The organism is Streptomyces swartbergensis, from assembly GCF_002148965.1.
Taxonomy (GTDB): Bacteria; Actinomycetota; Actinomycetes; order Streptomycetales; family Streptomycetaceae; genus Streptomyces; species Streptomyces swartbergensis.
In genome coordinates, this window is the sequence record NZ_NGFN01000204.1 from 1 (window position 1) to 15521 (window position 15521).

At 70.4% G+C, this 15521-nt stretch carries 15 protein-coding genes and 2 riboswitches; of the genes, 4 read left to right on the forward strand and 11 right to left on the reverse strand.

Features of this window, described 5'->3' with window-relative positions:
• On the forward strand, positions 1-352 hold a 352-nt coding region (locus CA983_RS47255; RefSeq protein ID WP_208637056.1), incomplete at its 5' end, for a hypothetical protein.
• Between the two features lie 105 nt (positions 353-457).
• Here the strand turns inward: CA983_RS47255 and CA983_RS27585 are convergent.
• Positions 458-1435 carry a helix-turn-helix transcriptional regulator gene (locus CA983_RS27585; RefSeq protein ID WP_086603542.1) on the reverse strand — a complete coding sequence of 326 codons (978 nt, stop codon included), beginning with the start codon at positions 1433-1435 and terminating at the stop codon, positions 458-460.
• A 101-nt stretch (positions 1436-1536) separates the two neighbouring features.
• Between CA983_RS27585 and CA983_RS27590 the strand changes: the two genes are divergently transcribed.
• Positions 1537-2121 carry a TIGR03086 family metal-binding protein gene (locus CA983_RS27590; protein WP_086603543.1) on the forward strand — a complete coding sequence of 195 codons (585 nt, stop codon included), beginning with the start codon at positions 1537-1539 and terminating at the stop codon, positions 2119-2121.
• Here the strand turns inward: CA983_RS27590 and CA983_RS27595 are convergent.
• Entirely contained in the window at positions 2108-2968 is an 861-nt protein-coding gene (locus CA983_RS27595) for a thioesterase family protein (protein ID WP_086603544.1), read from the reverse strand. The two genes, CA983_RS27590 and CA983_RS27595, sit on opposite strands and share 14 nt — an antisense overlap.
• A 135-nt stretch (positions 2969-3103) precedes the next feature.
• Between CA983_RS27595 and CA983_RS27600 the strand changes: the two genes are divergently transcribed.
• Entirely contained in the window at positions 3104-4339 is a 1236-nt protein-coding gene (locus CA983_RS27600) for an alpha/beta hydrolase (RefSeq protein WP_086603545.1), read from the forward strand.
• On the opposite strand, the gene CA983_RS27605 is transcribed toward CA983_RS27600, so the two are convergent.
• The 9 genes from CA983_RS27605 to CA983_RS27645 form a co-directional block, all read right to left on the reverse strand.
• Complete coding sequence (locus tag CA983_RS27605; protein ID WP_086603546.1) at positions 4230-4904, reverse strand: trimeric intracellular cation channel family protein; 675 nt, start codon at positions 4902-4904, stop codon at positions 4230-4232. The genes CA983_RS27600 and CA983_RS27605 overlap by 110 nt on opposite strands.
• A 70-nt stretch (positions 4905-4974) precedes the next feature.
• Positions 4975-6222 (reverse strand): ABC transporter ATP-binding protein, encoded by a 1248-nt coding sequence (locus CA983_RS27610; protein ID WP_086603547.1) that lies wholly within the window; start codon positions 6220-6222, stop codon positions 4975-4977.
• On the reverse strand, positions 6219-7313 hold the full coding sequence (locus CA983_RS27615; protein ID WP_086603548.1) for an ABC transporter ATP-binding protein: 1095 nt from the start codon (positions 7311-7313) through the stop codon (positions 6219-6221). The genes CA983_RS27610 and CA983_RS27615 overlap by 4 nt, the downstream gene beginning before the upstream one ends.
• Positions 7310-8317: an ABC transporter permease gene (locus tag CA983_RS27620; protein WP_059422738.1), complete on the reverse strand. Its 1008-nt coding sequence runs from the start codon at positions 8315-8317 to the stop codon at positions 7310-7312. The genes CA983_RS27615 and CA983_RS27620 overlap by 4 nt, the downstream gene beginning before the upstream one ends.
• 81 nt (positions 8318-8398) lie before the next feature.
• Positions 8399-10153, reverse strand: a complete 1755-nt coding sequence (locus CA983_RS27625) for an ABC transporter substrate-binding protein (protein ID WP_208637057.1) — start codon at positions 10151-10153, stop codon at positions 8399-8401.
• Between the two features lie 68 nt (positions 10154-10221).
• On the reverse strand, positions 10222-11220 hold the full coding sequence (locus CA983_RS27630; protein WP_086603549.1) for an ABC transporter permease: 999 nt from the start codon (positions 11218-11220) through the stop codon (positions 10222-10224).
• Positions 11221-11591: 371 nt separating this feature from the next.
• The gene (locus CA983_RS27635; RefSeq protein ID WP_086603550.1) at positions 11592-12392 is read right to left on the reverse strand and encodes an enhanced serine sensitivity protein SseB C-terminal domain-containing protein; all 801 of its coding nucleotides are present in this window, start codon (positions 12390-12392) and stop codon (positions 11592-11594) included.
• A gap of 155 nt (positions 12393-12547) precedes the next feature.
• Positions 12548-13342 (reverse strand): enhanced serine sensitivity protein SseB, encoded by a 795-nt coding sequence (locus CA983_RS27640; protein WP_086603551.1) that lies wholly within the window; start codon positions 13340-13342, stop codon positions 12548-12550.
• Positions 13343-13409: 67 nt separating this feature from the next.
• Positions 13410-14078, reverse strand: coding sequence for an AAA family ATPase (locus tag CA983_RS27645; RefSeq protein ID WP_086603552.1), 669 nt, complete (start codon positions 14076-14078; stop codon positions 13410-13412).
• A gap of 184 nt (positions 14079-14262) precedes the next feature.
• Positions 14263-14362: riboswitch (glycine riboswitch) on the forward strand.
• A riboswitch (glycine riboswitch) is annotated at positions 14363-14470 on the forward strand.
• 104 nt (positions 14471-14574) lie between these two features.
• Here CA983_RS27645 and gcvT point away from each other — a divergent pair.
• On the forward strand, positions 14575-15521 hold a 947-nt coding region (gene gcvT / locus CA983_RS27650; protein WP_425276482.1), incomplete at its 3' end, for a glycine cleavage system aminomethyltransferase GcvT.

The following is a 15521-nucleotide window of genomic DNA, read 5'->3' on the forward strand; positions in this document are numbered from 1 at the left end:
CCCCGGCACCCCGCTGGGCATCCCCGAAGGCACCCCGGACGGCGTCCCCGCCGACTCGGCACCACCGGACGCAGCACCCGACGGCGCACCCGCCGGACCCCCGGAAGGGGAACCCGACGGCGCACCGGACGGAGCCCCTGAGGGAACCCCCGACGGCGCCCCGCTCGGCGCCCCTGACGGCGCCTGGCAGGCCTGCTGCCGCCCGGAACCTCCGCCGCTGCCCGAAGACGTCGAGGAGCCGCCGGAACCGCAGGCCACCAGGGCCAGGGGCGAGAGCGCCAGCAGGGCCACGGCAGGAACGAGACGCACACGCTTCATGAGAGTCGACTCCAGGGAAGATGAGGAAGTCTGAGGCGGGCACTCAACCAACGCCGCTCAGGGCTCCGCTGGGACCACGCTGTGACCGCCCTGTCAGCAGGGCAAAGTGCGCCTCAAGACACCCCGCCGAACAGGCGTTTCACCCCGGGGCCGCACCGGAGCGCCGGTACAGCTCTGTGACGGAAGCAGCCGCCCGGGCCAGTTCCTCGCGCGCCTGAGGAGGCGAGAGGACCTCCACCTGGTCGGCGAACACGAGCAGTTGGCGGGTCTCGGGAAGGATCCCGTACGTCAGCCGCACGGTCGCCCACTCGCTCTCGCCGTCGTCGTCGAGGATTTTCGACGGGAGGAAGGCCGTCAGCCGCAGGAACATGTCGAGCCGGTCGCGCCGCACCCGGACGGTGACGTCCAGCCCGCCGGGCCGCTCCTCGACCTGGCGGCGCAGGCCCTCCCAGGCATCGGCGAGTTCGACGCCCGGGCGCCGCCGTACGGGCTCGTCGAGGAGCCGGGCGGAGCGCACCCGGTCCACGCGGAAGAGCCGGGGTTCGGACCGCCGGTCGGCGACCAGGTACCAGACGCCGGCCTTGGCGACGAGGCCGTACGGGTCGACGGTGTACGTCCGCGCCTGGCGCTCTCCGCTGTGCCGGTAGCGCAGCYGCAGCCTGCGGTCGGCGAAGACCGCGTCCCTCAGCACCTCCAGGTCGACGGCCGGTTGCGGCCGGCCGCGCCAGCGGGTGGCGTCGACGAGGATGCGGCGGGATGCCGTCTCGGCGGCCGGGCGGTGCGGGGCCGGCAGCGCGGCCATCACCTTGCGCAGGGCCGAGCCGAACGCCGCGTCCAGGCCGAGCGCGGCGTGCGCGCCCTGCGCGGCCAGGACGAACAACGCGCGGGACTCGTCGGCGGTCAGACCCGTGACGTCCGTACGGAACCCGGCGAGCAGTTCGATGCCGCCGTGCCGGCCGCGTTCGGCGTAGACCGGGACACCGGCGGCCGACAGGGACTCGACGTCGCGGTAGACGGTGCGCACCGACACCTCCAGCCGTTCGGCGAGTTCGCGTGCGGGGACCCGGCCGCGGGTCTGGAGGAGCAGCAGGATCGACAGCAGGCGGTCGGACTTCACGGCATCAGCATCGCGGCGGGCGAGAGCCCGGGCAAATGTTGACGGCAGCTGTCAGGTTTTCCGGCCATGCTCCACCTGTCCACGCACTCAGGAGGAGTTTCATGACCAACGATCCCCGTCCGCTGTTCGGCCGCGCCGCGGAGCAGGCCGCCGAGCTCATCGCGTCCGTCCGCGCGGAGCAGCTGGACGGCCCCACGCCGTGCACCGAGTTCGACGTGCGCACCCTGCTGAGCCATCTCACCGGCGCGACCCACCGGGTGGCCGTCGTCGCCGAGGGCGGTGACGCGGTCGCGGTACGGCCGTTCGCCGAGGGCGTGCCGGACGACGGCTGGACGGCCGCGTACGACGAGGCCAGGACCCGGGCCGTGAAGGCCTGGGCGGGCGACGACCTGCTGGACACGGTGGTGCGCCTGCCGTTCGGCGAGATGCCCGGCCGGGCCGCCCTGTCGGCCTACGTCCTGGAGACGGTGACCCACACCTGGGACCTGTCGGAGGCCCTGGGGCATCCGCGCGAACTCGACCCGGAACTCGCCGAGTTCGCGCTGACCGTCGCCCGGCGCATGCTTCCGGACGAACAGCGCGACGAGAACACGCCGTTCGCCACGGCCCGGCCGGCCCCCGAGGGCGCCGACGCCTACGGCAGGCTGGCGGCCTGGCTGGGACGCGAACCGCTCAGCCGAGCCTGACCCGCGCGAGCTGACGGGACTGCGCCACCAGCCGGTCGGCGCTGTCCCACACCTCGGCGTCCTCCTCCAGGAAGCCGCCGGCGAGGTTGCGCGTGGTGATCGACACGCGCAGCGGGCCCGGCGCCGGGCGGCAGCGGACGTGCACGGTCAGCTCGACGGTGGGCACCCAGCCCTTCAGCCCGAGTTCGAAGGCGGTGGGCGGCAGGGCGTCCACCGCCAGCAGCAGGGAGAGCGGGTCGTGGTCACGGCCGTCCGCGAGCCCGAACCAGGCCCGCATCTCGCCCTTGCCTGAGGGCTTGCCGAGGGCCCAGCCCAGGGTCGACGGGTCCAGCTTGAGCATCAGCCGGTCGGCGATCGCCGAGCTGCCGTCGACGGGCGCCGGCCCGTCCTCGGGGCCGAAGCAGTGCTCCAGCGGCGGGATCGCGGGCGCAGTGGCCGTCGTCCGGACGTCGTCGGGCAGGGCGTCCAGGTCGCCGTAGGAGGCGAGGACGCGGATGCGTTCCACCTCGCGGCCCTCGTCGTCGTACTGGAAGAGGGAGGCCTGTCCGGTCGACAGGGTCCGGCCGGTGCGGACGGTGTCCGTGCGGACGACCGCCGGGCCGGGCTGCGACGCGGTGAGGTAGTGCGCCGAGATGGTGAAGGGGTCGGCGTGCGGCAGGGTGTCCGCGAGCGCGCGGCCCAGGACGGCCAGCAGATAGCCGCCGTTGACGGCGCTGATGATCGTCCAGCCGGCGGAGAGGTCGATGTCGTAGACGCCGGGCGCGCGTCGGGTGAGCGCGGTGTCGCGGTCGAACTCGCTGTCGCCGATCGTGGCCCGGACGGCCGGTGCGGTGGCTGCTTCAGGCATGGCTGAACAGTACAAGAACTAACTACTAAGCGGTAGCTTTGGCCGGTTCCGTCTTGGGTGAGGGGCCGGCAATTTTTCGGTAAGTGTCCGCACTCGTCCGTAAACCCGAAGGGCCGTCCGTCCCTCTGACGAGACATGAGCCTCACCGGGACTCCGTTCCTCTACACGCTGATCGCGCTGTCGGTCGTCGCGCTGGCGCTGCCGCTCGCCCTGTGGTCGCGCGTCCGCGGCCCGCGCGCCCTGCGCACCGTGACGCGCGCGCTGATGCTGCTGTTCGCGCAGGGGACCGCCGTGGCGCTGGTCTTCACGCTGGTCAACAACGCCAACAACCTGTACGACAACTGGGCCGACCTGCTCGGCACCGGCGACCACGTGCAGCAGGCGGCCGACCTGGGCGCCGACGGCACCGGAGGCATCGCCCTGAAGCGGCTGCCGAAGGTGCGTCAGACCTTCCGGCCCGCCACCGGGCCCGGCATGCGCGCGGCCGGCGGGGTACGGGTCACCCAGCTCAAGGGCCGGGTGTCGGGTGTGAACGCCGAGGTCTACGTCTGGCTCCCGCCGCAGTACGACGAACCGGCCTACCGGCACCACAAGTTCCCGGTCGTGGAGCTGCTGCCCGGCTACCCCGGCTCGGCGAAGGCCTGGTTCGGCTCGCTGCACGTGAACGAGCAGCTGGAGCCGCTGATGCGGGACGGACAGGTCGCCCCGTTCATCCTGGTCGCGCCGCGCACCAATCTGCTGGCCGGGGTGGACACCGGCTGCGCCAACATCCCGGGCACGGTCGACGCCGACACCTGGCTGAGCGTCGACGTGCCGGTGATGGTCATGGACAACTTCCGTGCCGAGTCCGCCCCGCGGGGCTGGGCGGTGGCCGGCTACTCGGCCGGGGCCCACTGCGCGGCCAAGCTCGCCGTCGCCCACCCCGACCGCTACGGGGCCGCCGTCAGCCTGTCCGGCTACAACGACCCGATCGGCGAACGCGACTCGCTCGCCGCGCAGAACCCCACCCTCCGGGCCGAGAACAACCCCTACCTGCTGCTCCGCAAGGCGCCCGTCCCGCCGCGCATCTCGCTCTACCTCTCCGGCCAGCCGCACGACGGCTACGAGGCGGCCATCGCCCTCGAACAGGCCGCGAAGGCGCCGACGACCGTGCACGTGGTGTACATCCCGAGGAGCGCGGGCGGTCACACCATGGCGCTGTGGCGGCCGCAGGTGGTCCCGGCGTTCCGCTGGCTGACGGAGGTGACCGGCCGCGGCCCCGTCACGGCAGGACGGGCTGCTCCTCCTCGCTCACCGTCGACCGCCGGTGCCAGGCCCGCGGAGCTCGCCAGTGGAACCGCATCGCGAGCAGGCGCAGTACGAAGGCGGTGACCACCGCGAGGCTGCTGGTGAGCGGGTTCAGGGCGTCGTATCGGATGCACAGGGCGACCAGGGCGGCGCCGACGATCGCCGGGACCGCGTACAGGTCGCGGTCCCAGCGCAGCAGCGAGGGCACCTCGTTGGCGAGGACGTCCCGCAGCACACCGCCGCCCACGGCGGTGGTCAGCCCCAGGCCGGCGGAGGCGGTCAGGCCGAGCCCGTACTCGTACGCCTTGATCGTGCCGGCGACGCAGAACAGGCCGAGGCCGGCCGCGTCGAAGACGTTCACGGCGACCTGGATGCGCTCCACCTGCGGATGCAGGAAGAAGACGAGGAGCGTGGCGAGCAGCGGGGTGAGGAAGTACCCCAGGTCCGTGAAGGCGGCGGGCGGTACGGCCCCGATGACCAGATCACGGAAGAGCCCGCCGCCCAGCGCGGTGACCTCGGCGAGCACGGCGATGCCGAACACGTCGAAGTTCTTGCGCACGGCCAGCAGGGCGCCGGAGATCGCGAAGACGAAGATGCCGATCAGGTCGAGCGTGTGCTGGACGGACGGACTGAAGAGTTGCTGGAGCACCCGAACATTCTTACCTGCCAGAGCGCCTCGGCCTTAATTGTCAAGGCAGAGGCGCTCTGGCAGGGCTGGGTCACGTGTCCCCGGGCTCCTTGGAGGCAGACTCTGCCGCTTCCTCCGCGGCGGCCTCCGCCTCCGTCCCGGCACCCTCCTTGGAGGACTCCGGCCCCTTCTCCTTCTCCGCCGCCACCGCCGCCGACGTCTGTGCCGACTCGGCCAGCACCTCGTCGGCGACCAGTGCCGCCGCCTCCTTCGCGGCGGACAGCAGAACGGTGTCCTGCGGGGCCTGGTCCTCGAAGTTCTCCGGGTGGTGGCAGGCGACGCGCTGGCCGGGCCGCAGTTCGATCAGCGGCGGCTCGGTGCTCTTGCAGATCTGCGTGGCCTTCCAGCACCGGGTGTGGAAGCGGCACCCGCTCGGCGGGGCGATCGGCGAGGGCACGTCGCCTCTGAGCAGGATGCGCTCGCTCTTGGCCGCCCTGCGCCGCGGATCCGGGATCGGCACCGCCGACAGCAGGGCCTTGGTGTACGGGTGCATCGGACTGGCGTACAGCGAGTCGCGGTCGGCCAACTCGACGATCTTGCCGAGGTACATCACCGCGATCCGGTCCGAGACGTGCCGGACGACCGACAGGTCGTGCGCGATGATCACGTACGTCAGGCCGAGCTCGTCCTGAAGGTCGTCCATCAGGTTTACGACCTGCGCCTGGATCGACACGTCGAGCGCGGAGACCGGCTCGTCGGCCACGACCATCCGCGGCTTCAGGGCCAGTGCCCGGGCGATGCCGATGCGCTGCCGCTGGCCGCCGGAGAACTCGTGCGGGTAACGGTTGTAGTGCTCGGGGCTCAGGCCCACCAGCTCCAGGAGCCGCTGGACCTCCTGCTTGACGCCGCCCTCGGGCTCCACGCCCTGCAGCCTGAACGGCGCCGAGACGATGGTGCCGATGGTGTGCCGGGGGTTCAGCGAGCCGTACGGGTCCTGGAAGATCATCTGCACGTCGCGGCGGAGCGGGCGCATGCCGCTCGTGCCGAGGTGCGTGATGTCCTTACCGTCGAACTCGATCTTCCCGCCGCTGGGTTCGAGCAGCCGGGTGATGAGACGGCCCATGGTCGACTTGCCGCAGCCCGACTCGCCGACGACGCCGAGGGTCTCGCCGCGGCGCACCTCGAAGTCGATGCCGTCCACGGCCTTGACTGCCCCGGCCTGCCGCTGCAGCAGGCCCTTCTTGATGGGGAAGTGCTTGACCAGTCCCTCGACCTTGAGCAGCGGTGTCTCATCGTCGGTCACGGCCGTCGTCCCTGCCCGGGTATCGGTCTCGCTCACAGCTTCGGCGCAATCTCTTCGTTCCAGATCCGGGTGCGGTCCTCCTGCGACAGGTGGCAGGCGGTGAAGTGCCTGCCACCCACCTCGCGCAGCTCGGGCCGCTCGGTGCGGGTGATCCCGCCCTTGGGGACGTCCGCGTACGGACAGCGCGGGTTGAACGCGCACCCCGAGGGGACGTTGATGAGGCTGGGCGGCTGACCCTTGACCGGGATGAGCCGGTCGGTCTGCTCACGGTCGATCCGCGGCATCGAGCCGAGCAGGCCCCAGGTGTAGGGGTGCTGCGGCTCGTAGAAGATCGTGTCGACCGGTCCGCGTTCCACGCAGCGCCCGCCGTACATCACGAGGATGTCGTCGGCGATCTCGGCGACCACGCCGAGGTCGTGCGTGATGATGATGACCGCGGAGCCGAACTCCTTCTGCAGGTCCCGGATCAGGTCGAGGATCTGCGCCTGCACGGTCACGTCGAGCGCGGTGGTCGGCTCGTCCGCGATCAGCAGCTCGGGGTTGTTGACCAGCGCCATGGCGATCATGGCGCGCTGGCGCATACCGCCGGAGAACTCGTGCGGGTAGCTGTTGAGGCGCTTGTCGGGCTCGGGGATGCCGACCCGGTCGAGGAGTTCGACGGCGCGCCTGCGGGCGGTCTTCTTGTCGACGTCGTGGTGGACCCGGTACGCCTCGACGATCTGGTTGCCGACCGTGTAGTACGGGTGCATCGCGGACAGCGGGTCCTGGAAGATCATCGCCATCTCGTGACCGCGCAGCCGGCGCACCTCGTCGGGGCTCGCCGAGACGAGTTCCTTGCCGTCGAGCCAGATCTCGCCGGACATCCGCACGTTCTTGCCGCGGTTGCCGAGGCGGTGCAGGCCCATGATGGCCAGCGAGGTCACCGACTTGCCGGAGCCGGACTCGCCCACTATGCCGAGGGTCTGGCCCTTCTCCAGCTGGAAGGAGAGCCCGTCGACGGACTTGACCAGGCCGTCGTCGGTCGGGAAGTGCACCTTGAGGTCGCGCACGTCGAGGAATGCCCGGGGGCCCTCCCCGCTGGGCGTCGGCTCGCCCACGGCGGCCCCGGTCTTGGTCAGTTCGGTCACGAGAGCCTCACGCGCGGGTCGACGGTGGCGTACAGCACGTCCACCACCAGGTTGCAGAGCACGACGAAGAAGGCCGCCAGCAGGGTGACGCCCAGGATCGGCGGCAGGTCGTTGTCGGTGATGGCCTGGACGGCGTACTGGCCGATGCCGGGCAGGGAGAACACCGACTCGGTGATCACCGCGCCGCCGAGCAGCAGGCCGATGTCCATGCCGAAGACCGTCACGATCGGCGTGAGCGCCGCCCGCAGACCGTGCTTGACGACGACCTTGCGCTCCTTCAGGCCCTTGGCCCGTGCGGTGCGGATGAAGTCCTCGTTCATGGTTTCGAGCATGCCGGACCGGGTGAGCCGCGCGTAGATGGCGGAGTACAGCAGGGCCAGCGAACACCACGGCAGGAACAGGGTGTTGGCCCACTGGGACGGGTTCTCGGTGAACGGCACATAGGTCCGCCCGAAGATGTCCAGCTGATAGCTGAAGACGAGCAGGGCCAGCTGGCCGGTGAAGAACATGGGGAGTGACACACCGGCGAGGGCCACGCCCATCGCGGCGCGGTCGAAGAACGAACCCGGCTTGAGCGCGGAGATCACACCGGCGGCGACACCCGACAGCAGCCACAGCACGGCGGCGCCCGCGGCCAGGGAGATGGTCACCGGCAGCCGGTCCACGAGCTGCGGCCAGACCTCGATGTGGTTCTTGAACGAATAGCCGAAGCAGGGCATTTCACACTTGGCCGTGGTCGGGCCGAGGTTGTAAGTGGCGCCGGAGACGATCCCCTTGATGAACTCCCAGTACTGCTCGTAGACCGGCTTGTCGAGCCCGAGGTTCTGCTTGACCGCCAGGATGTCCTCGGGCGAAGGGTTCTTTCCGATGTACTGGGCGGCCAGCTGGTCGGGACTCTGCCCGGCCAGTCTCGGCAGCAGGAAGAAGATGCCGAAGGTGACCGCGGTGACGACCAGCAGCAGGATCACTGCCGCGATCGCCCGGCGGATGATGTACGAGATCACGGGGACCGGCGCCGGCGCCCGCGGGGGGTGAGACCCACGGGCGCCAATGCCTTCACCTGCCTTCCAGGGCTGCTCTTCGCGCTACTTCTTCGTCGTACCGAGGTTGAGGGCGTCGTACTGACCGCTCCAGGCGGCCGAGGAGACCACGTTGGTGGCGTTCGGCGAGCGGTACAGCAAGACCTTGAAGTAGGTCAGCGGCACGATGACGGCCTCGTCCATCGTCTTCTTGTCGACCTCGGCGTAGGCGGCGTTGCGTGCCGACTCGTCGGGGTTCTGGATGGTCTCGTCGAGCAGCTTGTTGACCTCCGCGTTGTCGAACGACGAGAGGTTGGTGTTACCGGAGGAGCTGATGGCCTTGCCGTTGAGGATCTGGTTCAGGAAGCCGTAGCCCGTCGGCCAGTCGGCGCCCCACTGCATCATCATGATGCCGATGTTCTGCTTCTTGGCGAAGGCGGGGACACCGGCGTAGTCCGTGAAGTACTTGCCGGACGGGTACTGCTTCATCTCGGCGTTGATGCCGACCTTCTTCAGCGAGTCGATGATCGCCGTGGCCGCGTCGACCTCCTGCTGACGGTCGCTGCGCGCGGAGATGTAGGTCTTGAAGCCGCTGGGCTGCTTGCAGGCCTTCAGGTGCTCCTTGGCCTTGGTGGCGTCACCCTTGTTGCCCTGGGTGGGGTAGGAGTCGAACTTCTGGTAGCCGATCACGTCCGGCGGCAGCACCGTGGAGGCGATGTCACCGCGGACCGGGCCGCCCTGCGCGGTCTGCACGGCCACCTTGTCGATGGCGTACTGCACGGCCTTGCGGCACTCGACGTTGTCGAACGGCTTGACCGTGGTGTTGAGCGCCGCGTAGACGAGACGGCCACCGTAGGTGTTGTCGGTGTTGGCCTTCTTGTCCTTGTTGTTGAGCAGCTGGGCCTGGGTCTGCGTGTCCACGCCGCGGCCCGCGAGGTCGACGGTGGTGGTGCCGGCCATCAGGTCCTTGTCGATCGTGGCCTGGTTGACCTTCAGGTTGACCACGATCTTGTCCGGGTACTGCTTGCGCAGCGGGTCGGTCTTGGCGTTCCACTCGGGGTTGCGCACCAGGGTGACCGACTTGCCCTCCTCGTAGCTCTGGAACTTGTACGAGCCGGAGGAGACGATCTTCTTGGTGTAGTCGACGCCGGTGTCCTTGGCCTTCGGCACCGGAGCCGTCTGCGGGGCGGTGACCAGGTAGTCGAAGTCCGTGAACGGCTGCTTGAGCTTGAAGGTGATCGTGTACTTGTCCGGCGTCTCGATCGACGCCAGGCCCTTGCCGCTCTTGTCCTTGTACGGGCCCTTGTACTTGTCGCCGCCGTCCAGGAACTGGGCGAAGTAGTTCGGGCCGAGGGAGAGCACGTCACGGGCGAAGTTGGAGCGCTCCACCGCGTACTTGACGTCCGCCGAGGTGACCTCGGTGCCGTCCTCGTACTTCACGCCCTGGCGGAGCTTGTACGTCCAGGTCTTGCCGCCGTCGGACGACTGGCCCTTGGACTGCGCGAGGTCCGGCACGATCTCGTTGCCCTTCTCGCCGGGGGCCGGCTTGAAGGTGAGCAGCGGACGCGCGTAGAGACGGCTGAAGTTGTACATGTACGCGTAGTACGTGTTGCCCGGGTCGAACGAGTCCGGGACGTCGGACATCGCGTAGGTGACCGTGCCGCCCTTCTCCGTAGAGGCGTTCACGACCGAGTTCGTGGCGGCGTCGGCGGTCGCCTTGCTGCCGCCGTCGTCGCCGTTGTCGTCGGCCTTGCTGCAGCCCGCCAACACGAGGCTGGCGCTGCTGAGGGCCGCGGCGACGGCAATTGCTGACCTTCGCATGATGGTCGGATTCCCCTTCTGAAGTTGAACACTTGGGCTGGACGCGGCACCGGCCGCGACCGCAGACGTCAGCGGCTGCGGGGGTCGAGAGCGTCCCGGAGGCCGTCACCGAGGAGGTTGAAGGCCAGTACGGTGATGAAGATGGCGAGACCGGGGACGAGCATGTACTGCGGATCGACCTCGAAGAAGTCGACGGCCTGGTTGAGCATGCCGCCCCACGACGCCTGCGGCGGCTGGATGCCCACGCCGAGGAAGCTGAGGGAGGCTTCGAAGAGGATGTTGGTCGGGATGAGCAGCGTCGAATAGACGATGATCGGCGCGACCAGGTTCGGCAGCAGTTCCTTGAAGAGGATGTACGGCCCGGAAGCGCCCATCCCCCGGGAGGCGTCGACGAACTCCCGCTCGCGCAGCGCCAGCGTCTGACCGCGGACGATGCGGCCCATGTAGGGCCAGTTGAAGAAGCCGATGACGAAGATCAGCACGAGGATGTGCAGCGGGAGGCCCTCGAGCCCGAACGCGCCGCCCTGGAGCGTCGCCGAGATGGCGATGGCGAAGAGCAGCAGCGGGAAGGCGAGGAAGGTGTCCATGAGCCGGCTGATGACCGCGTCGACGCGCCCCCCGTAGTAGCCCGCGATCAGGCCGAGCACGGTGCCGATCACATTGGACAGCACCGTCGCTCCGAAGGCGACGACCAGGGAGACCCAGGAGCCCTCCAGGATGCGGGCGAGGATGTCACGCCCGAACTTCGGCTCCACACCGAGCGGGTGGTCCCAGCTCATGCCGCCGAAGTCACCCTTGGGGAGAGTGGTGTTGGGGTCGATGAGGTCCTGGTGGAAGGCGTTGGGGTCGAGGCCCAGCAGCGACTGCAGCGGGCGGGACAGGGCGGCCGTCAGGATGAGCAGCACGACCACGACGCCGCCCGCCACCGCCACCTTGTCGCGCTTGAAACGGGTCCAGGCGATCTGCCCGAGAGACCGGCCCTCGATGTGTTGGGACTTCACACCCGCCAGCACGGCCTCCGGCTGGGCCTCGGCCTGCGATCCGGTGGTCTCGATCGGTGCCGTCACAAGTGCCCTGCCCCTTCTCGCCGGTGGTCACCGGCCCCCTTGCCCACCGTTGTCGGCGGCTTGATCCACTGTGGCTATGGCGTGGCGTCCGCAGATGGTGCGGCCACCGTCAGGCCGATCCCTCGCTTGGTATCGCTCACAGGATCGACGGCCTCGCGCCTGAGAGGCGAGTCTTCAACGCGCTCACGATCACACGCCAGGCCTGGTGGAGAAAGTATGCGCAACCGTGATGCCGACTGGGGGATTCCGTTATCCGGACACGCAGGCGCGTGGTCCGGACGATACGGCGCTGAAACGTACGCATTGCACGCAATACCATCCGGCATCCGCGAGCTGGGCGGCCGGCGCGGCGACGGCCGGTGCGGGGCGGGTCAGTACCTRCCCTGGGCCGGGGGGAAGCCGTAGCCGGAGGCCGGGGCCTGGACAGGGGCGGTGGCGTGGGCCTCACGGTCGTAGAAGGGGCGGGCGTTCGCGCGCAGCCACATGGCGACCGGGTCGTGTTCGTCGGACATGGCGACGGTCGAGACGGGCAGCCCGTCGGGTACGGCACCGAGGGACTGCTGCATCATCGCGCGCACGGAATCCACGGCCGTCGGCGAGGTGTCGTACACGTCCAGTCCGATGGCGAGATACGGCGCGCCCAGCGCGGGCTGCACCCAGGCCCGGCGCAGCGAGCGGACGGCCGGGGTGCGGTGGGCGTTCTGCGCGAGCAGGGCGTAGAACTGCGGGATCTCGATGGCCGGTTCGGACAGCCGCAGCGGACCGGCGGGCTGGCGGTCCAGGCCCGTGGCGATCCGGCGCAGGTCGAGCCAGGGGATGCCGACGCCGCCGCCGGGGGCGTGCGGGTTGAGCCAGAGGCCGTAGTGGTCGGGGTAGAGGGCACGGGCGACGTCGACTCCGTCGACCACCTCGTACGAGCGGTTCCAGCCGCTGGCCGAGAGCTCCTGGGCGGAGGTCACACAGGGGGCGTAGCCGTAGCCGTCGACCTCCATGTTCCCGTACTGGGCGTCGGGGGAGCCCGCCTGGCCGTGCCAGAGGAGCATCCAGATCTGGCCGGAGTGCGGGGTCGCGAGCGCGCGCAGGAGTGCCTCGTAGGCGTCGTAACGCCCGGGCGTGACCTGGCGCAGCATGTGCTCGACCTGTCCGGCCGCGGCCGTGCCGCTCGCGCTCACCTTTACCGCCCCTTCGTACAACGCCTCGACCGTGACCTAGCTTAAGCCCGCCCGCCGACTCGGGACTTGCCTCGTCCGGCGGGTGCGGGTCCGACCGTGCCCGGTCGCGTACCTCACTCCTGGGAGCGTCTGCCGGTGAGCCCTTGAAAGATCTGCTAGTGAACCCTTTGAAAGAACGGGCGCACTCGCTCCCGCATCCACTCGCCCACCGGATCCTCCGCCACGTCCAGGAGGACCAGGTTGACGGGCCACGGGGCCGGGGACCTGGTCACGGCCCGGGACAGGGCCTCCAGGGGGAGGGCGCGCAGGTCGCCTTCCCACTGGGAGAGTTCGACGCCCACGAACATCACCGGGTCGGCGGTCTCGATCGAGGCGAGGCAGCGGCGGGCCGTGACCACGACGCCGATCGCCTCGAACTCGGCGGAGGCGGCGGCGAGGAAGTCCACCGGGTCGTCCTGCCAGTCGGGCTCGAAGAGGCGGACCCGGCCGCCGCTCGCGGGGCCGTCCAGGGGCGTCCGGCCGGCCCGGCAGAGCTCGGCCACGGCGGGCGGCGGAAGGGGTATGCCGACCACGCCGCCCGGGTTGACGGCTATCCCGGCGTGCGGGGGCAGGCCGCGGGCGAACTCCACGGCGGGCGCGATGGTGTACGACATGTGGGAGCCGACGACCTGGCGGAACTGCTCCTCGGAGCTGAACACCGGTACGTACGCCTGGCCGTCGATCTCGATGCCGGGCAGGTCGAGGGGGCCGCTCTGCGGGCCGCCGCCGCTCGGCAGGGGGACCCAGACGAAACTCCGGCCGAGCACCTCGACGATCCGCCCGCCGGCCGACGGCCCGGCGCCGAGGGAGGCCGAGAGCACCTCCTCCAGTTCGTTGCCTGGCCATCCGCCGTGCGGGTGGGTCTGCGTGTGCGCCGGGAAGTCCGCGGAGAAGTCCGCCGGGAAGTCCATCTGCCTACCGCCTGCCTGGAACCACTGCTGTGGCTCAAAAGGCTAGCGGCTCGGCGGCCGCCCGCGGTCAGCCGGTGAACCCGATCCGGCGCAGGGTGTCCGCCGCGTCCCGATCGACGAGGATCGCCGAGCCGCAGCCCGCGGGCAGTTCGCCCCGCTCCACGGCGCGCAGCAGGCGGGTGGTCGCCGCGCGGTGGCGCAGGAACGCGTACTTCGAGACACCGCGGCCGCGGTCGCGCTGGCCGGCCAGGGCCTCCTCGGGCGTGACGGCGAGCATGAGCAGATGCAGGGTGCCGTCCCGGCGGCGGGCCTCGCGGGCCAGCCAGCGGCGGACCCAGGCCTGGGTGCCGCAGTCGTGCACCACGACGCCCTCGCCGGTGCGCAGGGCGCGGCGCAGCCCGGCGTAGTGGGCGAGGCGGACGAGCGGGCGGTAGACCGCGTACGGCAGGAAGCGCGGCATGCGGCCGTCCCAGCGGTCGCGGGTGTCCTGGGAGTCGATGCGCCGGCCGGGCACGGTGCGCCGCATCAGCGTGGACTTGCCGCTGCCGGGCAGGCCCGTGACCACGACGAGGTCGCGGGGGCCGAAGAGCAGCGCGTGCGGGCTGCGGCCGGCGCGCTCACGCAGATCGCGGACGACCGGCACCGGCAGCGGGCCGCAGGCCGCCCGTGCCGGAGCGGCCGGCTGCCCGGGCAGCGCGACGCCCGATGTCGTGGCGTACGCGGTGGTCCTGTTCACCGTGATCGTCCTCCCCTGGGGCCAGGTACGGAAGACCCATCCCCGCTGAGTGTAAAGAGAAGGTAATGCCCGATGTCTCTGGTTTTAGTCCTCTTCCTGCAACAGGCCTGCTACAGGGGTGGTGCCCCTGCCACCCCGCGACGATGCGTGCAATGATGTGCGCGCCAACTGCATACCGGCCGTTTGAATCCGCGCGGGAGAGTCCCCAGCACCGCTGACGCTGGGGCGCCGAAGGAGCAAGTCCCTCCCTTGAATCTCTCAGGCCCCGTTACCGCGCGGGCGAGGCACATCTGAAAAGCGGGCCGCCGTCCTCGGCGGTCCCACCCAAGGTGCAAGCCATGTCCTGTGTGGTCATGGCGAACCTCTCAGGTTCCGATGACAGATGGGGAGGAACGACCTCGCCCGTCATGCCCTTGGGAGACGACCGACCGTGAGCAGCACAGGAGAACTCCGCCACACCGCGCTCGATGCCCTGCATCGTTCGCTCGGCGCGACGATGACCGACTTCGCCGGCTGGGACATGCCCCTGCGCTACGGCTCCGAGCGCGACGAGCACAACGCCGTGCGCACGAGGGCCGGGCTCTTCGACCTCTCCCACATGGGGGAGATCACCGTCACCGGTCCGCAGGCCGCCGCCCTCCTCGACTACGCCCTGGTGGGCAACATCGGCGGCGTCAAGCCCGGCCGCGCCCGCTACACCATGATCTGCCGGGCCGACGGCGGCATCCTCGACGACCTGATCGTCTACCGGCTCGCGGACACCGAGTACATGGTCGTCGCCAACGCCTCCAACGCCCAGGTCGTGCTGGACGCCCTGGCGGAACGTTCCGCGGGCTTCGACGCCGAGGTGCGCGACGACCGGGACGCCTACGCGTTGATCGCCGTGCAGGGGCCCCAGTCCCCGGGGATCCTGAAGTCCCTCACCGACGCCGACCTCGACGGCCTGAAGTACTACGCCGGCCTGCCGGGCACGGTCGCGGGCGTCCCGGCCCTGATCGCCCGCACCGGGTACACCGGCGAGGACGGCTTCGAGCTGTTCGTGAAGCCGGAGCACGCGGTCGAGCTGTGGCAGGCCCTGACCAAGGCGGGCGAGGGCGCCGGACTGGTCCCCTGCGGGCTGTCCTGCCGCGACACGCTGCGCCTGGAGGCGGGCATGCCGCTGTACGGGCACGAGCTGAGCACCTCCCTGACGCCCTTCGACGCCGGGCTCGGCCGGGTGGTGAAGTTCGAGAAGGAGGGCGACTTCGTGGGGCGCGAGGCCCTGCGGGAGGCCGCCGCCCGCGCCGAGCAGAACCCGCCCCGCGTGCTGGTCGGGCTCGTCGCCGAGGGCCGCCGGGTGCCGCGCGCCGGGTACGCGGTCGTGGCCGGCGGCGAGGTGATCGGCGAGGTCACCTCCGGCGCCCCCTCCCCCACCCTCGGCAAGCCGATCGCCATGGCCTACGT